This window comes from Nonomuraea sp. NPDC001699, from assembly GCF_053596455.1.
In genome coordinates this window covers 131,927-153,901 of the sequence record NZ_JBSFGF010000011.1, presented here as the reverse complement: position 1 = coordinate 153,901, position 21,975 = coordinate 131,927, and the positions used below count along the sequence as shown (strand labels likewise).

The 21,975-nt window shown below is 73.5% G+C and carries 18 protein-coding genes; 7 read left to right on the top strand and 11 right to left on the bottom strand.

Features of this window, described 5'->3' with window-relative positions; genetic code table 11:
- Window positions 1-6: 6 nt before the first annotated feature.
- Entirely contained in the window at window positions 7-1,407 is a 1,401-nt protein-coding gene (locus ACWCSU_RS30385) for a WD40 repeat domain-containing protein (RefSeq protein WP_449939577.1), read from the top strand.
- Window positions 1,408-1,532: 125 nt separating this feature from the next.
- Here ACWCSU_RS30385 and ACWCSU_RS30380 read toward each other — a convergent pair whose 3' ends face one another.
- Window positions 1,533-2,840 carry an MFS transporter gene (locus ACWCSU_RS30380; protein ID WP_449939575.1) on the bottom strand — a complete coding sequence of 436 codons (1,308 nt, stop codon included), beginning with the start codon at window positions 2,838-2,840 and terminating at the stop codon, window positions 1,533-1,535.
- 47 nt (window positions 2,841-2,887) lie between these two features.
- On the opposite strand from ACWCSU_RS30380, the gene ACWCSU_RS30375 reads away from it, so the two are divergent.
- The 3 genes from ACWCSU_RS30375 (at window position 2,888) to ACWCSU_RS30365 (ending at window position 5,521) form a co-directional block, all read left to right on the top strand.
- The gene (locus tag ACWCSU_RS30375; RefSeq protein ID WP_357696892.1) at window positions 2,888-3,673 is read left to right on the top strand and encodes an SAM-dependent methyltransferase; all 786 of its coding nucleotides are present in this window, start codon (window positions 2,888-2,890) and stop codon (window positions 3,671-3,673) included.
- A gap of 144 nt (window positions 3,674-3,817) precedes the next feature.
- Entirely contained in the window at window positions 3,818-4,858 is a 1,041-nt protein-coding gene (locus ACWCSU_RS30370; protein WP_449939572.1) for a trypsin-like serine peptidase, read from the top strand.
- Window positions 4,859-4,954: 96 nt separating this feature from the next.
- On the top strand, window positions 4,955-5,521 hold the full coding sequence (locus ACWCSU_RS30365; RefSeq protein WP_364087799.1) for an RDD family protein: 567 nt from the start codon (window positions 4,955-4,957) through the stop codon (window positions 5,519-5,521).
- Here the strand turns inward: ACWCSU_RS30365 and ACWCSU_RS30360 are convergent.
- From ACWCSU_RS30360 to ACWCSU_RS30315, 10 genes are all read right to left on the bottom strand, one after another.
- Complete coding sequence (locus ACWCSU_RS30360) at window positions 5,509-6,321, bottom strand: class I SAM-dependent methyltransferase (protein WP_449939570.1); 813 nt, start codon at window positions 6,319-6,321, stop codon at window positions 5,509-5,511. The two genes, ACWCSU_RS30365 and ACWCSU_RS30360, sit on opposite strands and share 13 nt — an antisense overlap.
- An 8-nt stretch (window positions 6,322-6,329) precedes the next feature.
- Entirely contained in the window at window positions 6,330-6,785 is a 456-nt protein-coding gene (locus ACWCSU_RS30355) for a GbsR/MarR family transcriptional regulator (protein WP_357696900.1), read from the bottom strand.
- 85 nt (window positions 6,786-6,870) lie between these two features.
- On the bottom strand, window positions 6,871-7,419 hold the full coding sequence (locus ACWCSU_RS30350) for a GNAT family N-acetyltransferase (protein ID WP_357696902.1): 549 nt from the start codon (window positions 7,417-7,419) through the stop codon (window positions 6,871-6,873).
- A gap of 27 nt (window positions 7,420-7,446) precedes the next feature.
- Complete coding sequence (locus tag ACWCSU_RS30345) at window positions 7,447-8,736, bottom strand: cation:proton antiporter (protein ID WP_449939566.1); 1,290 nt, start codon at window positions 8,734-8,736, stop codon at window positions 7,447-7,449.
- Between the two features lie 190 nt (window positions 8,737-8,926).
- Window positions 8,927-10,138, bottom strand: a complete 1,212-nt coding sequence (locus ACWCSU_RS30340; protein WP_449939564.1) for a cytochrome P450 family protein — start codon at window positions 10,136-10,138, stop codon at window positions 8,927-8,929.
- A gap of 32 nt (window positions 10,139-10,170) precedes the next feature.
- Window positions 10,171-11,307, bottom strand: a complete 1,137-nt coding sequence (locus ACWCSU_RS30335) for a M29 family metallopeptidase (RefSeq protein ID WP_357696908.1) — start codon at window positions 11,305-11,307, stop codon at window positions 10,171-10,173.
- A gap of 22 nt (window positions 11,308-11,329) precedes the next feature.
- Window positions 11,330-12,439, bottom strand: a complete 1,110-nt coding sequence (locus ACWCSU_RS30330; RefSeq protein ID WP_364087788.1) for an NAD(P)/FAD-dependent oxidoreductase — start codon at window positions 12,437-12,439, stop codon at window positions 11,330-11,332.
- A complete protein-coding gene (locus tag ACWCSU_RS30325; protein WP_449939563.1) occupies window positions 12,436-13,443 on the bottom strand; it encodes a cucumopine synthase-related protein in 1,008 nt (335 codons plus the stop codon). The genes ACWCSU_RS30330 and ACWCSU_RS30325 overlap by 4 nt, the downstream gene beginning before the upstream one ends.
- 268 nt (window positions 13,444-13,711) lie before the next feature.
- On the bottom strand, window positions 13,712-14,821 hold the full coding sequence (locus ACWCSU_RS30320; protein WP_357696914.1) for a S1 family peptidase: 1,110 nt from the start codon (window positions 14,819-14,821) through the stop codon (window positions 13,712-13,714).
- Between the two features lie 187 nt (window positions 14,822-15,008).
- Window positions 15,009-18,200, bottom strand: coding sequence for a BTAD domain-containing putative transcriptional regulator (locus ACWCSU_RS30315; RefSeq protein ID WP_449939560.1), 3,192 nt, complete (start codon window positions 18,198-18,200; stop codon window positions 15,009-15,011).
- Window positions 18,201-18,323: 123 nt separating this feature from the next.
- Here ACWCSU_RS30315 and ACWCSU_RS30310 point away from each other — a divergent pair, with 123 nt between their 5' ends.
- From ACWCSU_RS30310 to ACWCSU_RS30300, 3 genes are all read left to right on the top strand, one after another.
- On the top strand, window positions 18,324-19,424 hold the full coding sequence (locus ACWCSU_RS30310) for an alkene reductase (RefSeq protein ID WP_449939558.1): 1,101 nt from the start codon (window positions 18,324-18,326) through the stop codon (window positions 19,422-19,424).
- Window positions 19,425-19,747: 323 nt separating this feature from the next.
- Window positions 19,748-20,203, top strand: coding sequence for a VOC family protein (locus ACWCSU_RS30305; RefSeq protein WP_357696920.1), 456 nt, complete (start codon window positions 19,748-19,750; stop codon window positions 20,201-20,203).
- 112 nt (window positions 20,204-20,315) lie between these two features.
- On the top strand, window positions 20,316-21,887 hold the full coding sequence (locus ACWCSU_RS30300) for an FAD-dependent oxidoreductase (RefSeq protein WP_449939557.1): 1,572 nt from the start codon (window positions 20,316-20,318) through the stop codon (window positions 21,885-21,887).
- The last annotated feature ends 88 nt before the right edge of the window (window positions 21,888-21,975 follow it).

Here is a 21,975-nt window from a genome sequence, read left to right as displayed (position 1 = left end):
GAGCAGATGACGGATGATCCGGCCGAGGCCAGGCGCAGTTCACCCCGCTCCGGCCGTCGTCTCGCCATGGTGCTTGCTCTCTGCCTGGTTCTCGGCGTGGGGGCCGGCGGATTCGCCTGGAAGCGCGAGCATGACAAGGCGTCGAGCCAGGAACGTCTGGCCGTGGCCCGCCTGCTCGCGCTCCATGCCGCTGAACTGCGCGACACGGATCCGGTCAAGGCACGGAAACTCGGGGCGGCCGCCGTCGCACTCCATGCCGACGAGCAGACCCGTGCCGGGCTGACGGACACCCTGCTCATGTGGCGGCGCGCACATCTGGCGGAGCCCACCCCCACCGGCGTTCAGGCCATGGCCCTGAGCGCCGACGGGCGGATCGCTCTCACAAAGGGCACGGACGGCGTGAGCGTGCTCGACCTTCGCACCTGGCTGGATCCGGACATCACCGAGAAGGCGGATCGGCTCGCCGTGCTGAAAGGGCTTGAGGAGGTGACCGCGGTGGCGTTGTCGGCCGACGGGCGGACGGCGCTGATCGGTGGTGATGACGGCTCCGCGATCGTCTGGGATCTCACCGACCCGGCCCGTCCCGTCCGCGGGACCACTCTCGAGGGCAGGGCGAAGGGCGGGGCGGCACGTAAGATCGCGCTGTCCGGTGACGGTCGCACCGCGCTGGTCGCCGACGATGACGGCGACCTGCTCGTGTGGAATCTGGCCGATCGATCCCGCCCGGTCCGGTCCTCGGTCATCGAGGCCGGCCATGACGGCGTCCAGGACCTGGCGTTGAGCGGTGAGGGCCGCACGGCCGTCACCGTCGGGGAACGGGGTTCGACGGTCGTCTGGAATCTGGCGGACCCCAAGCATCCCGTCAGGTCAGCCGACCCTGCCTTTCCCGGCAGTCTCACGGAGGCGCTGGGGATGAGCGGGGACGGCCGGATCGCTCTGGTCGCCGGCGCCGAACGGGTGAGAGCGTGGGATCTGCACAATCCCGCCGATCCTGGAGAGACCGGTGGCATGGATGTTCCGGACGTCACCCAGATCGCCCTGACGCCCGACGGGCGGAGAGCCCTCCTCGGCACCAGCCTCGGCGACGGGTTCCTGTGGGACCTCTCCCGCCCGGCGCGGCCCGTCCGGCTCGCCGCGCTGAAGGGGAACACGGAGGACGTCGACGCCGTCGCGCTCAGCGCGGACAGCCGGGTCGCCCTCATGGCCGACCCCTACCGCGGGATCTTCCTCTGGGACCTTCACGACCTGGACCGCGTCATGGCGGATCCCCTGGGAGCGATGTGTTCGCAGGCCGGTGGCGGGGACCCTCTCACCTGGGAGGAGTGGACGAGGTTCGCGGGAGACGCGGACTGGACACGCTACGGCGGCGACGCCTCCGGCGTCCTGTCCGTCTGCTCCATGCGCTGACGACCCCATGCGCCGACGAACGCCGCGCTCGCGCACCGCCGCATGGAGCGCGTCCGTGTAACGCGCTCCACCACAGCGGGCTCAGCGGGACGGATGCCCTTCCGAAGGTTCGCCCGGGTCAGCGGTCAGGCCGTACGGTCCGGGGTGAGGTCCGGAGCGACCTCCGGGTGGGCGGTGACGCGGCGGCGGACGGCCAGGCCGAACAGGGCGACCAGCAGGCCGCACGCGCCCGACAGCGCGAAGGGCGCCGCGGGACGCCACAGGTCGTAGAGCCAGCCGCCGACGCCGGAGATGACGAAGATGCCGATCGCGCCGCAGAGCGTCTGGACGCCGAAGCTGGACCCCCGGTAGCGGGCCGGCACCTGCTGGGCCAGCAGCGGGCCCGCCGTGGTGATGACGCCGATCTCGCCCAGGCCGATGGCGGCCGCCACCAGCATCATGCCCGGCCCGAGCGGGTCGCTGACCAGCAGCGTCGACAGGTACGCGGCCGCGGCCAGCGTCTGGGCCAGGATCACCACGTCCTGCCGGCGCATCCGGTCGCCGAGCCAGCCGAACAGCGGCGCGCCCACCACGATCACCATGTACGCGATGCCCACGATCGCGCCGCTCTTGGCCAGGGCCTCGGTGGCGGACATGCCGCGCACGGCCTTGGCGTAGTCGACGATCCACAACGACAGGAAGCTCGCCACCAGCGCCAGGTCGGCCCTGGCCACGAAGGACGCCGCGTACGACAGCGCCACGCCGGGATCGCGGGCCAGCCGCACGCCCTTGCCGACCAGCCGCGCCAGCCCGATGCGCTGCTCGACGGGCGCGGCCGGGCCGGCCGCGAGCGTGCCGCGCAGGGCCAGCGCGCCCAGCAGCACCAGGCCGGCGACCACCAGGAAGCCCACCCGTGCCGCCGTGGCCGCTTCCATGCCGCCGTTCTCCAGCATGTTCGGCAGGCGTACCAGCACCAGCACCGCGATCACCGCGCCGATGCCGCTGAACAGGCCGAGCCAGCCGTAGGCCTTGCCGCGCGCGTGGTCGCGCACGTAGTCGGCGGTGATCGCGGACATGGTGACGTTCAGGGCGGCGATCCCGAGGGCGAAGACGACCCGCAGCGCGACCAGGACGACGACGTTGCCCGCGAACGGGTAGAGCGCCGCGCCGACCGCGCACAGCAGCAGCCCCGCCACGGCGACGGGCCGCCGGCCGATGCGGTCGGCGAGCGCGCCATACCAGACCAGGCTCAGGATGAGCGCCGCCTCGGCGGCGATCTGCAGGTAGCCGGTGGTGCGGCCGAGCTCGTCGCCGGACAGCCCCAGCGCGTCGGTGAGCAGGTACGGCTGGGCGGCCGGCAGGAACGTGATGACCGCCGTGCCGAGGAGCCCGAGCCCCATGCATGCCCAGAGGTTGGTCCTGCTGATGCCCGTCGAGGCGTCGAGACCTAACATGGCAGAGATCATCCCAACGTCAGCCCTAGATCGTCTAGGTTTGGGGCATGATGAGTGACCGAGTCCCGCCGGGCGTCAGCGCCGCGGTGCCCAACGTGGCGCGGATGTACGACTACTACCTCGGCGGGAAGGACAACTTCGCGTCCGACCGGGACGCCGCGGAGAAGGTGCTGTCGATCATCCCCGAGATCAGGGGCGACGCGCGCAACAGCCGGGCCTTCCTGCAGCGCGCCGTGCGCCACCTGCGGCAGGAGGGCGTCGACCAGTTCCTCGACATCGGGTCGGGGCTGCCGACCGCCGGCCACGTGCACGAGGTGGTCGAGGGCGCGAAGATCGTCTACGTGGACAACGACTCGGTCGTGCTGACCCACTCCCGTGCCCTGCTCGGCCGTTCGCCGGACGTCACCGTCCAGGAGGGCGACCTGCGGCGGCCGGAGGCCGTCATGGAGCGGGCGGCCGAGGTGCTGGACTTCTCCCGGCCGATCGCGCTGCTCGTGGTCTCGCTGCTGCACTTCGTCACCGACGACGAGGACCCGGTCGGCATCGTCCACCGTTACCGCGACCTGCTGCCGGCGGGCAGCCACATCGTGCTGACGCACGTCGCCCCGGACACCATGCCGAGCAAGGCCGACGACGTCAGCGCCGTCTACCGGAACGCGACCTCGCCGTTCACGGCCCGCAGGCGGTCGGTGTTCGCCTCCCTCCTGGACGGCTTCGACCTCCTGGAGCCGGGCATCGTCAACACCCGCGAGTGGCGTCCCGACCCGGACACGGACCCGTCCCCGATCCACGGCGACTACCACCTGTGCGCGGTGGGCCGCAAGCAGTCCTGATCCGCGCGCTTTCGGAACCCGTTTCGAACATGTGATCTAAAAACCGTGGGCTTCCGCCGTCGGTCGTGCTTACGATCTCGGTGATCGCCGGCCGTGCGGAGCGGCCGGCTCCACCGGACGGGAGAGATGTCCTTGAGGCGTGCGATGATCGCGTCAGTCGCCGGGTTGAGCCTGCTGGGTTCCGTTGTCGTGGCGGGCCCCGCGCGGGCGGCCACCGTCGCGACGGTCCCGCTGGCCCCGGTCGTGGAGCAGGCCAGGGAGGTGGCCCGGTTCTGGCTCGCCGACGGGGCCGCCAACCTGCGGAACGCCACGCCGTACACCGTTCTGACCGTGGCCCCCGGTGAACGCCTGTCCACCGGGGTCGTTCCCGACGGGCCGCCGGTCAGCATCTCCCCGATCGGGCCGGAGGACCCGCCAGGGGACGGAGCCGTGACGTCCGGCAAGGTGTTCTTCATCGGCAGCGACAACCAGCCCCACTGGTGCACCGGCACTTCGGTGCAGTCGAACTACCGCAATCTCGTCGCCACCGCGGGCCACTGCGTGTTCGACGTCGAGGCACCGATGGGCGCGCTCGGCAAGTGGGTCTTCGTCCCGGCGTACTCCGACGGCGCGACCCCGTTCGGCCTGTACGTCGGCAAGCAGGGCATCTCCCACTACGACTTCGACGACATCCGCGACTTCGACCGGGACTACGCCTTCGCCACCGTCCACAGCGGCGTCGTCCTGTCCGCCCCGGACGTGCTGACCCACGTCGGACGCCTGGGCGACCGGGTCGGCGGCATGGGGCTGGCGGTCAACCAGCCGCTCCCGCCCGTCGCCGACGTCTTCGGCTACCCCGCCGGGGTCCATCCCGACGGCACCGGCCCGTACACGGGCGGGACCCTCGAACGTTCGACCGGGCCGACGTTCGCCGTGCGGACCACCAGGCCGCCGCGCATGGACCGGCCCATCGGGGTGGACTCGCCCTTCACGGGCGACGGCTCGCTGGGGTCGGCGTGGGTGAGCGGGTACGACGAGGAGACCCGCGCCGGCTACCTGACCGGCCTCACGATTGGCGTCGCCGACACCGACGGTGACGAACGGTACGACACCGGCGTCTCCCCGTACTTCGACAGCGCCCTGTTCCAGGTCTACCGGGACGCGGCCAACCGCTGGACCGGTGCCATCACCACCACGTCCGGCTGATCCGGACGTCCCGGCAGGGGGCGTACCCCCCTGTCGGGGCGGCCGTGCGAGGATCGGGCTCCGTTCTGTGAAGGTCATGGTGAGTGGAGGCGACGCGTGCTGAACGAGCGGGAGCGGACGCGGGGTGGCCGGGTGGGGTTACGGCCGAGGCTGGTGGCGGCGGGCTGGGACTATCTGGTGATCGTCGCCTGGCTGGTCCTGCTGGCCGTGGTGTTCGTCCCGCTGCGCCTGGCGGGGGCGGCGGTGTTCGACGGGCTCGGCGTGGTGGGCACCGATGTGCTGATCACCGCCCTGTCCGTGCTGCCTGTGCTGACGTACCTGACCCTGGGGGAGGCGGGGCGGCGGCAGGCGACGTGGGGCAAGCGGCGGGCGGGGCTCGTCGTGGTCCTGGCCGGTGGCGGGCGGCCCGGTGCGGCGCGGATCGTGGCGCGCGGCCTGGTCAAGCTGCTGCCGTGGCAGTGCGCCCACATGGCGGTGTCCCGGCTGGCCCGTGACCAGGAGTCGGCCGTCGCCATGCCTCTGCTGGTCGCGGCGTACGCGCTGGCCGGGGCCACGATCGTGCTGGTGCTGGCCCGCCGCGACCGGGCCGCCCTGCACGACCTCGTGACGGCCACCCGGGTCGTCCGGACGCGGCCGGGGGAGGCCGCCGGTCAGAACCGGTAGCGCAGGACGCGCGCGCCCTGCCGCGACAGGGCCGTGCTGAGGGCGGTGAGCCGGGTGAGCGCGCGAAGCGGCTGCGGGAACCCGGCGACCTCCGGCGCGCGGACGAGGAGCTGCTCCTCGGCCAGTTCGAGACCGGCTCCCCAGGACTCCGGCTCGCGGGGGTCGTCGAAGCCCTGGGCCGCCTTGACGCCGAGCGCCTTGATGCTCGGGTGGTACTTCATGGCCCAGGCGGCGAAGCGGGTGTAGCCGTTGATCGCGAGCTCGCCCGAGGGGAAATGACGGGTCAGGTCGCGGGCCATCGCCGCGAAGGAGTCGCCGGGCATGAACGGCAGCAGCCCCTCGGCGACGACCATCGCCGGCCGGTCGCCGGGGACGTCCGCGAGCCAGCCGGACGAGGTGAGATCGGCTCCCACCAGGTGCGAACCGCCCGGCAGGCACTCGGCTCGCAGGGCCACCACCTCGGGGAAGTCGACGTCGTACCAGTCGACGCCCGGCGGGGGATCGCACCGCCACATCCTGGTGTCCAGGCCGCAGCCCAGGTCGATCACCACGCAACCGGGACGGGCGGCGACGAAGGCGCGGACGGCGTCGTCGAGCTTCTTCGCGCGCAGCGCGGTGGTGGCGACCAGGTCGGGCTTGACCTTCAGCCTGCCGAAGTCGTAGTCGATGCGGCCGGCCAGCTCGGCCGAGAGCCGGTCGCCCAGGATCGCGCCGGGCGACCCGGCGTCCAGGGCTCTGGCGTGGAGGGTGAGCAGCAGCGTTTCCTGGATCAGCCCGAGTTCGGGGCGCAGGAGGTGCACGGGATTTCCTAACGGCGTGGCGGATGGCGGGCTGCGAGGTCCTGCAGCCACGTCAGGGAGTCGTGGGCGGCCCTGATGCGCTCGGCGCGGTGACCCTCGCCGCCGACGAGGCCGATCCCTTCGCCGGCGATCTCGCCGAAGGCGCTCAGGCTGTCGAGCTTGCGCTGGACGACCTTCTGCCAGGCGTCGTCCTCGATGCGGTAGTAGGAGGTGCGGTCGGCGGGCCTGCGGACCTTCGCGACCAGGCCGATGGCGGTGAGGAAGCGCATGTTCGAGGTGAGCGAGGCGCGGCTGGCCCGGATCGCCTCGGCGATCTGGCCGGCGGACTGCTCGGCGGGGTCGCAGATCATGAGCCAGCCGAGGATGCGCCCGGTGATGGGGGGCAGCCCCCACTCCTCGACGCAGAAGGCGGTCACCCGCTCCACCCATGGGAGCAGCCGGTCCTGCTGTTCCTCGGCGCTCATGGGCCCCTCCGGTCCGTGTTGCTAGTTGTTTCAACTCTGACTGAAACAACTAGCAATGTCAACGCCGGGGATCACGTAAGGAGGCTCATGCCTCCGGCAGGGACGGGTCGGGCGTCCAGGGGGCGGGGGCGGTGATGGACCAGCGTTCGTGGTCGCGCCAGGCGCCGTCGATGTAGAGGTAGGCGGCCGACAGCCCTTCGTAGCGGAAGCCCAGCCGCCGGGCCAGCGCCAGGGACGCCTCGTTCCCCGGCTGGATGTTGGCCTCCAGGCGGTGGAGCCGCAGGTCGGTGAAGGCGTGCCGAAGGGTGAGGGTGAGCCCTTCCGTCATGTACCCCCGCCCCGCGGACGGCGCGAAGGCCGCGTAGCCGACGGACGCGCCCTGGTAGCGGCCCCGGATGATCGAGTTGATGTTCACCGTTCCCGCGACGGCTCCGGTCTCCCGGACGCGGATCAGGAAGCCCAGGTTGAGGCCGTCGTCGAAGCGGTGCATCCAGGCACGGAACCCCTCCGCGGTCGAGGGCAGCTGCATCCATGGCAGATGCAGCGCGGCGCTGGCCCGGACGAGCGAGCAGAATTCGTCCTGGTCGGAGAGGGTGAGCGGGCGCAGTTCGACCCGCGATGGCATTTCGGACATGCGGTCAACACTAGGGGCTACGGCCGGTCAGGCGGAGGTGCTGCTGCCCGTGGTGGTCCAGGCCCGGTGGGCGGTCTCGCGGATCTCCTCGTCGGCGGTCTGCTCCACCCGGGACATCGCCGCGCGCAGGATGGGCGGGGTCATCAGCGAGGTGACGATCGCGACCAGCACCACCAGCGTGTACGCCTCCACGCTCAGGATGCCCAGCCGCAGGCCGACCATGGCGACCACGACCTCGATCACGCCGCGCGCGTTGAGCCCGGCGCCCAGGGCCAGGGCCTCCCAGCGGTTGAGCCGGCTCAGCCGGGCGCCGGCGTACGCGCCGACGAACTTGCCGACGATCGCGACGGCCAGCACCGCGAGCCCGGCCAGCAGCACCGGCAGGCGGGTCAGCGCGGTCAGGTCCATCCGCAGCCCGGCGGTGGCGAAGAAGACGGGGGCGAAGCCGTACAGCGTCACCGTGCGCAGCGGCGCCAGCCGGGCCGGGTCCACCCGGCCCGCGCTGCCGATCAGCATGCCCATCACGAACGCGCCGAAGACCGACTCCAAGCCGAGCGCGTGCGTCCCGGCCGAGGCCAGGATGACGAGCACGACCGCCGTCCCGACCGTCGGGCCTGCCTCCGGCGACCTGGCCGCCAGCCGCATCGCGCCGCGCACCAGCGGACGCCCGACGGTCAGGGCCAGCACGACGATGGCCACGAGGTAGGCCAGCGAGGTGAGCACGGTGCCCGTGGTGACCGCGTTGACGGCCATGGCGCTGACGATCGAGAGCATGAACCAGCCGAACGCGTCGTCGATCATCCCGGCGGTGAGGGTGAGCTGGCCGATGTTGCGGTGCAGCAGCCGCATGTCGATCAGCGTCTTGGCCAGCACGGGGATCGCGCTCACGCACATCGCCACGCCCATGAACAGCGCGAACACCGTCGTGTCGGTGCCGTCGGGGACGATGGCCCTGGGCAGCAGGAACCCGGTGGCGATGCCGAGCCCGAGCGGGATGATCAGGCCGCCCGCGCTGACCCCGGCCGCGGTGGCCGCCCGCCGGCGAACCAGCTTCAGGTCCATGTGGATGCCGGTCAGCCCGACCAGCAGCAGCACGCCGATCTGCCCGACGGCGTCCAGGAGGTGGAACTGGCCGGGGTCGGCGGGGAAGAGCCAGCGCTGGAGGTCCGGCGCGACGTGCGCCAGGATCGACGGCCCGAGCAGCACGCCGGCGAACAGCTCGCCCACCACGGCGGGCAGCCGGAACCGGGCCGCCAGCGACCCGAGTCCCAGGGCGAGCGCGAGCATCACTGCGATCTGGAGCAGAAACACGAGCATGCTGTGCGCGCCTATGGGGGCAATGGGCGTCTGCATGAATATCCCCTGGGGTCGATCCGGTTCCCGAGCCTGGATATTCAGCTAAAAACACCCGGCGCAGCCGCCGCAACGGACCCGTCCGGATGCGGCACTCTCTGAGAAGGCGCTCCTCGAAGATGCGCAATCTCGGATAAACCGGACGGGACGCGGCTCAGGCGCGCGGCCCGAGCAGCACCGGCAGGGCGCGCACGCCGTTGTCCAGCAGCGAGGTGAGCCGCGGCAGGTCGTCCAGCGGCCCGGCGGCCCGCATGCCGGGGAACGTCGCGAACAGGGCCGGCAGCGCGACCTCGGCCTGCAACCGGGCCAGCGGCGCGCCCAGGCAGAAGTGCGGCCCGTGCCCGAACGCGAGATGCGGCACGGACGGCCTGGTCACGTCGAAGTCGGCGGCGTTCTCACCGAACCGCTCGGGGTCGCGCCCGGCGGCGGAGAAACAGGCGAGCACCGCCTCGCCCGCCCGCAGCCGGACGCCCTCGATCTCCAGGTCCTCCATGGCGTAGCGCATCGGGAAGTAGGCGTTGGGCGACTCCCAGCGCAGCGCCTCCTCCACGGCCGCGCTCCACGGCACGGCCCCCGAGCGCAGCAGCTCAAGCTGCTCGGGCCGGCCCAGCAGGGCGCGGACGGCGTGCGCGATGAGGTTGATGGTCGTCACGTGGCCGGCGATCAGCAGCACCTGCACGGTGTCCTGCAGTTCGGCGTCGTCCAGCCGTCCCTGCCCGTGCAGCGCGATCAGCTCGGTCGTCAGGTCCTCGCCGGGCGTGCCGCGCCGCAGCTCGATGATCTCGGCGACCAGGTCGAACAGCGCCCTGCGTCCCTGCGGGCCGTCCGGCGGGCACCGGTCGAGCTGCACCACCTGGTCGGTCAGCTCGCGCAGGCGCTCCCGGAGGACCTCGGGGACGCCCAGCATCTCGACGATGACGCGCAACGGCAGCGGGTAGGCGTACTCGGCCCGCAGGTCGACCGGCTCGCCCGGCGGCCGGGCCGCCAGGTCCTCCAGCAGGTCGCCGACGATGGAGGTGATCCACGGCTCCATCCGCTGCACCTGGCGCGCGCTGAACAGCTTGACCAGCGGGCCGCGCAGCCGCCGGTGCTCCTCGCCGTCGGCGTTGAGCATGGACGCGTCGGTGACCAGCCGCATCAGCGACGTGCCCTCCGGCGCCGCGGCGCGGGCCTCGGGGTCCCAGTAGCGGATGTCGCGCGTCATCGCCGGGTGCGACAGCACCGCCTCCAGCGTCGAGTGGCTGACGGCGGCCCAGGCCCGCACCCCCTCGACCAGTACGGGGACGAGCGGCCCGGCCCGGCGCAGCCGCTCGTCGCTCGCGTGCAGGTCAAGGGTGGCCGGGTCGAGAACGAACTCGGGATCCATGGTCATCCTGTCTGTCTTGTACGGTTCGGCGGTCATCGGCTCGACGCCGCCCCGCTGAAGCGGCGGGGCAGGACCATGACCGGGTTGTCGTCGAGGATCACGTCCGGCGGCCCGAAGCGCTCGGCCACCCGGCGGATCTCCGGGTCGTCGAGCAGCAGGAGCCGGCCGTCGAGGACGAGCGGCTCGTCGTCGGCGTACAGGGTGGGCCGGTCGACCTGGCAGTCGCAGTGGGCGTGGCCGGGCGCGGTGGTGACGGCCACGCCGTCGGTGAGCGCGTCGAGCCCGCAGTAGAACGCGCCGGCGTGCTTCTCCCGCTCGAACTGGGTGCCGCCGGCCACCCGCACCTTCGGGTTCAGCCCGATCAGCGCGTGCCGCAGGTAGTAGCCGCCGGGCGAGAAGCGGCGCAGCCGGTCGGCGGACGTCCCGCCCTCGATCTTCTGCACCACGTTGCCGGCCAGGATGACGCTCAGCGGCTCCTCGGGCACGCCGGTGACCGTGGAGTCCTCGACGACGAGCACGCCCTCGGTGTCGGCGGGCCAGAAGTTGACGCCCCCGTACGGGAAGGGCCGCCACTGGCCGGGGCCCGGAGGCTCGGCGTCCGGCATGAGGGTCAGCCCGGACAGCGTGAGGTCGGTGCCGGCCGTCGAGGTGACCCGGATCCTCGCGGCCGCGCCCAGCTTCTCCAGCGTGCGGTGCGCCAGGGCGTAGAAGACCTCGTTGGGCAGGCGGGCGCCGGTGAGCAGCGCGCCCGCCGTGGCGCTCATGTGCAGGGACGCGAACCTGACCGGCAGCGCCGCGATCTCGTCGAAGAACAGCGGCGCGGTGTGCACCTCGCCCCACCAGGTGCAGGCGATGACCACGTCCGACGCCCCGACGGCGGCCCGCTCGACGTGGTGCCCGGCCCCGCTGTCCCATCCGCCGGGGCTGAACGGCGCCACCGACAGGATGTGCACGTCGGCGTCCCGGTAGGCGGCCGCGGCCGCGATGGCCTGGACGACGACCGGATCGACGGTGTGCTCGGCCAGCACCAGCACCCGCTCGCCCGGCGCCACCCGCAGGTAGTGCACCAGGTTGCGGGCGCCGGGCATGAGCTCGACGATCGAGTACGGCGCGGCCGTCGGTTCGGCCGCGTAGCCGAAGGGCGAAGTGGCGTACGGATTCGTGGTCATCGTTGTCTCCCCCCAGCGCGGTTCAGCGTGAGAGCCGCCGCGCGCCGGCCGACAGCGCGGCCGGGTCGAAGCCGAACGCGTCCGCCGGGTCGTTGCCCAGATACAGGTCGCGGACCAGCTCCCCGGCCGCCGGGGCGTTGCACAGCCCGTGGCCGGAGAACCCGGTCGCGTACAGGAACGCCGGCGATCCGGGCAGCCGGCCGATGAAGGCCGACCGGTCGGGGCTGGCGTCCCGCGGGCCGCGCACCGCCGTCTCCAGCCCGGACAGGTCCAGGCCGGGGTAGGTGGTGGCGAGTTGTTCCCTGGCCCTGACGAACCAGGCGTCCCGGTCGGTGCCGGGGTTGCCCATGCCGATCAGGATCCGGTCGCCGCGCCGGCGGATCAGCAGCCCGCTGGCGGCGTGCAGGGTGACCGGCATGTCGGGCACCTCGGGCAGCGGGCCGGTGGTGAGCAGCTCCTGCACCGCCGGACCGGTCAGCGGCAGGTCAACGCCCGCCGCCGACGCGATCCAGCCCGACCAGGCCCCTGCCGCGCACACGATCGCCTGCGCGGTGAACGTGCCGTCCGCGGTCTCGACGCGCCCGGTGGCCGGGTCGACGGCGGTGACGGCGCAGCCGGTGCGCAGCGAGGCCCCCGCCCGCGCCGCCCCCTCCGCGTACGCCTGCACGATGGCGGCCGTGTCGCTCACGAACGCCTGCGGCGACCACGCGGCCGCCAGCAGCGACGGCTCCTCGACCAGCGGGTTGAGCCGCCGGGCCTCCTCCGCGCCGATCAGCGACACGTCCACGCCCGCGGCCCGCTGCGCCGGCAGCTCGGCCTCGAACCTGTTCACCTGCTCCCGTTCGGTGAACAGCACGAGGTAGCCCACCTGCCGCATCGGCAGCTCGGTGCCGGGCCAGCTCGGGAACGAGTGATAGGCCGACAGGCTGCGCACCGCCATCGCCGAGCTGACCGGGTCGCCGGAGAAGTAGGCGCGCAGCACGTCCGCGGTGGCCCGCGAGGCGCCGGAGGCCAGGTCGTCGCGCTCCAGCACGATGGTCTCGATCCCGGCCTCGGCCAGGTGGGCCGCGATCGACAGCCCGATCACCCCGCCGCCGATGACCACCACCTCGGCCTGGTCGGCCTGGCTCATGCCGGGGCCACCGTCCCGCCCTTGAACGGAGTCAGCATCGGGCCGGTGACCGGGGCCACCGAACCGTCCGCGCGCAGGTGCTCGTCCACCTGCCACGGGAAGAGCTGGAGGTTCCAGGCGCCCAGGCAGTTGACGTACAGGGCCATGTGGCTCATGAGCGCGACGAAGTCCTCGCGGTCCTGGAGCTGGTCGGTGATCTCCAGCGCGCGCTCGGTGAACTGGTGCAGCTTGTTGAGCCCGCAGTAGCCGAGGAACTCGGCCGGGGTGGCGGCCATGATGCGCGCCATCTGCTGCAGGAACTCCAGCGGGAGCTGCTGCTGGGCGGCCCTGACCAGGCCGGAGTAGCAGCAGTAGCCGAGCGGGCGGGTCTCGCCGTTGACGAACAGCATCGTGGTCAGGGTGGTGCCGAAGCTGCCCGCGCCCGAGGCGATCCGGCCCTCGTGCAGGTCGACCAGCTCCTGGGGCGGGTCGAGCCAGATGCGCTCGATCTCGTCGTGCAGCTCGGCGAGGAGCTGGTCGGCCTCGGCGTGCCGGGCCGTCGGGCGGCGCAGCTGGTGGCCGCCGCCGTCGCCGGCCCTGCGGACCTCGACGATCACGGGCTCGCCGCCGGAGTACACCGACTGCCACACCGCCTTCCCGGCCTCGGCGAGCGCGTCGAGGTCCTCCTCGCGGACGGTGCCGATGGGCGTGGCGGGCATCGGCTCGCTCAGCGGGCCGTACTTGATGCCGAGGTGCTGGAGGCGGGAGCAGAACACCGAGCCGTCCGGCGCGATCCGCCGGTCGATCTTGTGGACGCCCGGGACGTGCAGCAACTCGGGCATCGGGGCCAGGTGGTAGAGGTGGTGGCCCGCCACGAGGGCGTGGCCTTGCAGGCTGCGATAGGGCAGGGTCTGCCACAACGCGTCGGCTAGGTCGCGGTTGCGTCCGTCGAGGTCTGCTGTGACCGATACGCCGATGGTGGGCCAGAGGATTTCGATCTGCCGCTCAGTGGCCGATTTGTTCATAACGCGGACAGTAACACAGCCGTTACGACGCGTAATTGAGGGGGTCGCACGACGCCCGGAGGGGAGAGATGTCCGGGGGAAGGGGCCGCGGGCGGTCGTCGCGCGCGCCGGCGGGAGAAGTTTGGCGCCCCAGTCGTTTCCGACTGGGGCGATGCCAACATTAGGGTGTTTTGTCTGGTTTGTACAGGTTCTTTAACGTGCACGTGCGGGCCGCGCCTGGACGCGGCCCGCACGTGAGATCGTCCTACCCGTGTCGCGGGCCGGGCGATCAGAAGATGTTCACCCCGTAGGCGCTCAGCGCCTCGGTGACCGGCTGGAAGAAGGTCGTCCCGCCGCTGGTGCAGTTGCCGCTGCCGCCGGAGGTCAGGCCGAGCGCGATGCCGCCGGAGAACAGGGCGCCGCCGCTGTCGCCGCCCTCGGCGCAGACGTTCGTCTTGATCATCTGGCGTACGGTGCCCTCGGCGTAGTTCACGGTGGCGTTGAGCGCCGTCACCGAGCCGCTGTGCACGTGGGTCGTGCTGCCGCTGCGCTGCACGGACTGGCCGACGTAGGCGTTGCCCGCGCTGGTGATGTCACGCGAGCCGCTGTAGAGGTCCACGCCGCCCGGGTGGGCGATGCTGGTGTTGGTGTAGCGGACGATCGCGTAGTCGTTGCCCGGGAAGCTGGAGCCCGTCGTGTTGCCCAGGGTCGTGGTCTTCGCGGAGTTGGAGTACCACGTGGAGGCGATGTTGCCGCAGTGGCCGGCGGTCAGGAAGTAGTAGGTCGAACCGCTGACCACGTTGAAGCCCAGCGAGCACCGGTACTGCCCGCCGTAGATCGCGTCGCCGCCCTGGATGAAGAGGCTGAACGTGCCGGGCTCGTTCTCCACGCGCACGGCGGGCGTGGCCGCCTCGGCGCTCTGCCCCTGCGCGGCGGCCGCCTGGGTGTTGGCCTGCTGGACCGCGATCTGGACCTTGGTGCGAGCGGTGCTCGCGACGGTGCTGTCCACCCAGACGACGACCTGGTTGGAGGCCGGGTCGACGGCCCACGCGGTGCCGGGGACGGCGGCCGTGCGGTCGAGGAAGGACATGATGGCCTCTAGCGAGGGGCCGCTGCGGGACACGACACGAGGCACGGCGCCGGAGGCGGCGATGGCCTGCGCGTCGGCGGGATCGGTGGTGGTGACCACCATCTTGCCCTGTGCCTGGTCGAAGTAGGAGCCGGCGGTGCGGGCGCCGAGCTGCCCCTCCAGCCTGGCCGCGGCGGCGGCCGGGTCGGCGGCGGGCTGGGCCGGCGCGGGCGACGCCTGGGCGGGTACGCCCGTGACCGCGCCGGTGAGGAGTCCGGCGGTGGCGACGATCAGTGCGGCGCGCCGGATCCGTAAGCCATGGATGCTCACTGGAGCCTCCTGAGGGTGGGGTGACTTGCCCGCAAATATGAACAAAATCCCTAAGGAGAGCAAGGGGCTGTCATACTGATTTTTTGACCGTCAGTAAGAGATCAGGGAAGGAGCGTCACCACTCCCGGCAGGTCACTGACCTGGCCTGACGACCCGGAAAATGAGATCGCACCGGCCCGAGCAGGACTCATGAAAAGTTCGTTTCGGTATTTTCGGCGATGTCAACAAAGGTGTTTACGCCCTGTAGGAACGTCGCGGCGAACGCGTCCTGGCCCAGCGTCGCGACGGCGGACGCGGTGATCCTCTCGACGTCGCCGCGCTCGGCCGCCGGCAGCGGAGCGCCCACGCTCCCGCGCAGCCCGTCGGCCGCGCCGAGCAGCAGCGCGGCCCGCCCCGCGTCCCCGGCCAGCGCCGCCGCGCCGGCCAGCCCCTCCAGCGAGAGCGCGACGGCCCGCGGCTCCCCGGCCGAGCGGGCCAGCTCCAGGCCCCGGCGGTGGCGGACGGCGGCCGAACCGTGGTCTCCGCGCAGCTCGGCCACGAACCCCAGCTCGGCGTGGACCAGGTGCTCGCCCGCCGGAGAGGAGGGGTGGACGTCGCGCAGGAGGACCAGGTGGGACTCGGCGGCGTCCAGGTCGCCCGAACGCCGGGCGCCCAGGGCCAGGCCCATCACCGCGTGCACCTCCCCGTAGACGTGGCCGTGCCGGGCGGCCTGGTCTCTGGCGCGTTCGTGCAGGTCGCGGGCGCGCTCCCAGTCGTGGGCGAGCAGCGCCAGACGGCCGAGGCCCGATCGGCGGGCCGACAGCTCGTTCGCCAGGCCCAGGTCCTCGGCGATGCGCAGCCCGTCCTCCTGCAGCCGGGCGGCCTCGGCGTAGTCGCCCCGGATCTCGGCGACCGCCGACAGCGGCGGCACCGTCTGCAGCTCGCCCCAGCGGTCGCCGAGCTCGCGGAAGAGCTCCGCGCCACGCCGGGCGTGCCGGGCGGCCGCGGCCAGGTCGCCGTCGAGCAGCGCGTGCATGGCCCGCAGGCTGAGCGTGGCGGCGGTGGTCCAGGGGTCCTCGGACGCGGCCGCCAGGTCGAGCGCGCCGGTGTCGAGGTCGCCGGCGTTGAACAGGGCGTAGGCGTACAACCAGACCACCCGCCCCGGCACGGCCGCGCCGCTGGACGAGAGGTCGCCGAGCGGCACCGGCTCGGGGCGTCCCCCGGTCAGCAGCGTGAACGCGGCGTGCGCCACCCGCGCGCCGGCCGACCCGGGGGCGAGCGCGCACACCCGTGCCAGGCTGCGGCGGCCCTCGTGCAATCGGCCGCGCAACAACCACCACCACGACAGGGCGCACCCCAGACGGTCAGCCAGGACGGCGTCCCCGCGCCCGGCCGCCTCCTCCAGCGCCGCGCGCAGATTCGCGGACTCGGCGTCGAGCCGGGCCAGCCACTCCCGCTGCCCGGCGCCGCGCAGGGCGGGCTCGGCGCGTTCGGCCAGGGCCGTGTAGTACCGCAGGTGCCGCTCGCGCGTCTCGTCGAGGTCGTCCGCCTCGCGCAGGCGTTCCCGCGCGTACGCGGCCACCGACTCCAGCAACCCGTACCGGGGACCCGCCGGGCCGTCGGTCATGACGGCGAGCGAACGGTCGACCAGCCGGGTCACCAGGTCGAGCACCTCGTCGGCGGCGACGCCGTCACCCGGGCACACCTCCTCGGCGGCCTCCAGCGTGCAGCCGTCGCGGTGGACGGCCAGGCGGCGCAGCACGACGCGTTCGGGCGTGCTCAGCAGCTCCCAGCTCCAGTCGATCACCGCGCGCAGCGTGCGCTGCCGCTCCGGCGCACCGCGACGCCCCCGCGTGAGCACCGCGAACCGGTCCTCCAGCCGCGCCGCCAGCTCCCGTACGCCGAGCCCCCGGACGCGGGTCGCGGCCAGTTCGAGCGCGAGCGGCAGGCCGTCGAGGCGGCGGCAGACGGCGGCCACCAGCTCCCGGGTCTCGTCGTCGGCGGGGGAGAAACCGGGCGCGGACGCGGCGGCGCGCTCGACGAACAGCCTGACCGCGTCGGCCTCCGGCAGCGGCTCGACCACGAACACCCGCTCGCCGGCCAGGTCCAGCGGCTCCCGGCCGGTGGCCAGGACGCGCAGCCGGGGCGCGGCGGCCAGCAGGCCACCGGCCAGGCTCGCGGCGGCCTCGACGACGTGCTCGCAGTTGTCCAGCACCAGCAGCAGCTCGCGCCGCCGCAGCGCACCGGCCACCCGCGCCCCCGCCGCTCCTCCCGCCGCGTCCCCGCCGGAGACGGGCGCCGCGTCCGCGCCGGACGCCGGGGTGGGGTCGTCGCGGAGGCCGAGTACGGCGGCGACGTGCTGGGCCAGGTCGTCGGCGTCACCGCGCCACCCGGCCAGCTCCACCAGCCACACCCCGTCACCGAACTCCTCGGCCGGCCCCTCCTCGGGCGAGGCGGCGGCCCCACGGGCGGCCTCCAGGGCCAGCCGGGTCTTGCCGACGCCGCCGGGACCGGTCAGCGTCACCAGTCGTCCGGCTCTCAGCAGCCGTCGCACCTCGGCCGTGGCCGCGTCCCGTCCCACGAGGTCTCCGAGCGGTGCCGGCAGGTTCGTCCGCGCCTCGCCGTCGGGGGCCGTACCGCTTTCGGCGGGGGCGGGAGTCCCGGCGAGGAGGGCGGGGTCCTGGCGGAGGATGGCCTCGAAGAGGGTGGTGAGGGCGGGGCCGGGATCGACGCCCAGCTCGTCGGCGAGCCGGTCGCGCAGGTCCGCGTACGAGGCGATGGCCTCGCTCTGGCGCCCGGCCACGTACAGGGCCCGGAGCTGGACCGCGCGCAGGCGCTCCCGCAGCGGATGGCGGGCCACCAGCCCGGCCAGCTCGCCGGCCAGCAGGAGGTGGTCGCCCGCCGCCAGCCGCGCCTCGGCCTGCTCCTCCAGCACGGACAGGCGCTGCTCCTCCAGCCGCCGCGCCGCGCCCCGCGCGAACTCCTCGTCGGCGACGTCCGCGAACGCCGGTCCCCGCCACAACTCCAGCGCCTCGGTGAGCAGCGCGGCCCGCTCCCGCGGACCGGCGGCCGGACCGGCCGGCGCGACCAGGGAGCGGAAGCGCGCCGCGTCCACCTCGTCGGACGGCTCCAGCCGCAGCCGGTACCCCGCCGCCTGGTACGGCACCCGGTCACGCCCCAGAGCCGCGCGCAGCCGTGACACCTTGGCCTGCAACGCGTTGCCCGCCCGCTCCGGAGGCTCGGCGCCCCACAGGTCGTCGATCAGCCGGTCGGCCGACACCGGCCGCCCCTCGTGCACGAGCAGGTCGGCGAGCAGAGCCCTGACCTTGCTCTCGACGATCTTGACGGGCCTCCCCTCGTCGTCCCACACGGCGAGCGGGCCGAGCACTGCGAACCGCATGCGAGAACCGTACACACGCGCCGGAGGAGGACCGTCAGCGGACCGTCAGGATTCCCGCAGCGCCCGGGTGCAGAGTCGGTCACGAGTCACGGAGATCCACCCCGCACAGATCGGAGCGCCACCATGTCCGGCACGTCACCCCTGTTCCAGCCCACGACGCTCGGCCCGCTGAGCCTGCCCAACCGCCTGGTGATGGCGCCGATGACGCGCAACCGCGCCGCCGCCGACGGCACGCCCACCGCCCTCATGGCCGAGTACTACGCCCAGCGGGCCGCCGCCGGGCTGATCATCGCCGAGGCCACCACACCCAACGCCGTCGGCCAGACCTACCCGAACATCCCCGCCCTGCACCTGCCCAGGCACGTGGCCGGCTGGCGGCGGGTCACCGGGGCCGTGGCCGAGGCGGGCGGACGGATGTTCGTGCAACTCCAGCACGGCGGCCGGATCGGCCACCCCGCCACCAGCGGCCTGACGCCCGTCGCGCCCTCCCCGCTGCCCCTGCCCGAGCCGGTCGCCACCCCCGGCGGGAACCGCCCGGCCGTCGTGCCGAGGGAGATGGGCCTCGACGAGATCGAGTCCACCGTGGCCGACTTCGCCGCCGCCGCGCGCCGGGCCGTGGACGCCGGGTTCGCCGGGGTCGAGGTGCACGGCGCCAACGGCTACCTCATCCACCAGTTCCTGGCCGACGGCACCAACCACCGCACCGACGCCTACGGCGGGTCGCCCGCGGGCCGCATGCGCTTCGCCGTCGAGGTGGTGCGCGCGGTCGCCGCCGCCGTCGGGCCGGAACGGGTGGGGGTGCGGCTGTCGCCCGGGTTCCCCGGGGCGGGGATGAGCGAGAGCGACACGGACCTGCTCTATCCGGCGCTCGTCGAGGAGCTGTCCGGCGCCGGGCTGGCCTACCTGCACCTGGTGTGGGTCAAGCCCGACCAGCCCCTGTACCGGCGGCTGCGCGGCGCGTGGCCGGGCGCCCTGATCGCCAACCCGGCCCAGCCGTGGCCGGGCCCGCTGCCCGCCGACGGCGGCCTGCGCGAGGCGGAACGCCTGCTCGACGCCGGGGCCGACCTGGTCTCGCTGGGGCGGGCCTTCCTGGCCAACCCCGACCTGCCCGGACGGTTCGCCGCCGGCGCCCCGCTCAACCCCGTCCGCGCCGAGCACTGGTACGGCGGCGACCACACCGGCTACACCGACTACCCGGCGCTGCGCGTCCCCGCCCTGACCTGATGATCCGACCTCAGCATGCCTCCTGCGGGCACGACCGGCGGCGTGGCCGCGTGCCTTCGGGCCGCGACCGCGCCGCCTTCTTCGTTTCCCGCCCCTGACCTGCGGTGACATCGCCGATCCCCATCCTCCGCCGCCCCCTGGTGGAGCAGGCGGGTGCCCGAGCCGGCCGCCGGCGTCGTCCTCGACGAACCTGGTCAAGGCCCTCGCCGCCGGCTGACCGGTCGTCCGCCCGGCCCCTGGACACGCCGGAGACCTGTGGCGGAATTTCCGGGCGCGTGCGCGGGTTGGGCCGGGTGATCGTCCGTACCTGATGAGGAGAACCCATGAACGACCAGCCCGACGTCCCGGCCGTCCGACAGCTCCGGCTGGTCGTCGAGGCGGAGGACTACGAGGCCGCGCTGACCTTCTACCGCGACGTGCTCGGCCTGCCCGAGGAGGCCGCCTACTCCTCCGGCGACGGCGCCCGCGTGGCCATCCTCGACGCGGGCCGGGCCACGCTGGAGATCGCGAACCCGGCCCAGAAGAAGATGATCGACGACGTCGAGGTGGGGCGGCAGGTCGCGCCCAAGCTCCGGGTCGCGTTCGAGGTGGACGACTCCCGTGAGACCACCGCCCGCCTGGTGTCGGCCGGCGCGGCCGAGGTGGCCCCGCCCACCCTCACGCCCTGGCAGTCGCTCAACTCCCGCCTCGACGCGCCCGCCGGGCTGCACATCACCGTCTTCCAGGAGCTCGCCAGCTCGGAGGAGCGGGAGAAGCTGGACGGCTTCGGCACCTCCTGACCACCGGCCCACCCGGGCGGTGGGGCGGCCGGTTGCCATTTCGGCAACGGCATTTGTCAACCTCGTCGCGCGCGACGCACAGTGTGCCTTCGGCACGTACTGGAGGAACGCGATGGACGAGAAGTACGACGTGGTGGTCGTCGGCGGCGGGGCCGCCGGGCTGAGCGGGGCCCTGACCCTGGGCCGGGCCCGCCGCAGGGTGCTGGTGATCGACGAGGGCCGGCCGCGCAACGCCCCGGCCGACGGCGTGCACACCTACCTGGGCCGGGAGGGCGTCCCGCCGCTCGATCTGCTGGCCGCCGGCCGCGACGAGGTGACCGGGTACGGCGGCGAGATCGTCACCGGCGCCGCCGTGTCGGCCGAACGCCTGGACGCCGGCGGTTTCCGCGTACGGCTCGCCGACGGGTCGTCGGTCGTCGCGGACCGGCTGCTAGTCACCACGGGCCTGGTGGACGAACTGCCCGACCTGCCCGGCGTGGCCGAACGGTGGGGGCGGGAGGTGCTGCACTGCCCGTACTGCCACGGGTGGGAGGTGCGCGACCAGCCGATCGGCGTGCTGGCCGCCGGCTCGATCGCCGCGCACCAGGCGCTGCTGTGGCGGCAGTGGAGCGCCGACGTGACCCTCTTCACGCACACGGCCCCGCCGCCCGGCGAGGAGGACCTGGCCAGGCTGGCCGCGCGTGGTGTCACCGTCGTCGAGGGGCCGATCGCCGGCCTGTCGCCCGACTCCGGCCCGCTCACCGGCGTCACCCTGGAGAACGGCGACGTCGTCCCGTGCCGGGCCTTCGTCGTCGCCCCGCGCTTCGTCGCCCGTTCGGGTCTGCTGGCCGGGCTCGGCGTCGAGACGGCCGAGCAGCTCATGAACGGGCACGTCATGGGCGCCCACGTGCCCGCCGACCCGACCGGCGCGACCGGCGTCCCCGGCGTGTGGGTGGCCGGGAACGTGGCCAACCTGGGCGAGAACGTCATCGGGGCCGCGGCGGCGGGCGTCAGGGCGGCGGCGGCGATCAACGCCGACCTGATCGAGGAGGAGACCCGCCGCGCCCTGGCGGCCCACACGGGCGCGCCCGTCTCCGGCGAGCGGTTCTGGGACGACCGCTACGGGCAGTCCGAACGGATCTGGAGCGGCGACCCCAACGCGCGCCTGGTCGAGGAGATCGCGGACATGACGCCCGGCACCGCGCTGGAGCTGGGCTGCGGCGAAGGCGCGGACGCCGTGTGGCTCGCCCGCCGCGGCTGGCGGGTCACCGCCGCCGACGTCTCCGGCGTGGCCCTGGCCCGCGCAGCCGCCCACGCCGCGGACGAGGGCGTCGCCGAGCTCATCGACTGGCAGCGCCACGACCTGGCCGAGTCCTTCCCCGAGGGCGAGTACGACCTGGTCACCGCGAGCTACCTGCACTCGCCCGCCGAGCTGTCGCGCGAGAAGGTCCTGCGCGCCGCCGTCGCGGCCGTCGCGCCCGGCGGCCAGCTCCTGGTGATCGGGCACGCCGGCCCGCCGCCGTGGGACCCGGACGCCCACCCCGGCGTCCACCTGCCGACCCCGGAGCAGGTGCTCGACGCGCTGGAACTCGCCGAGGGGGAGTGGGAGGTGCTGCGGGCCGAGGAGTTCGCGCGCGTCCAGGCCGCCCCGGGCGGCGGGCAGGCCGTCCGCACCGACAACGTGCTGAGGATCCGGCGCCGCTGACCGATGCGGACGCCGGACGCGCGAGACGAGGAGGTCTCCGGCGAACCGGCTACCGCAGACCTCCTCGTACGGCCATCACCGGGACACG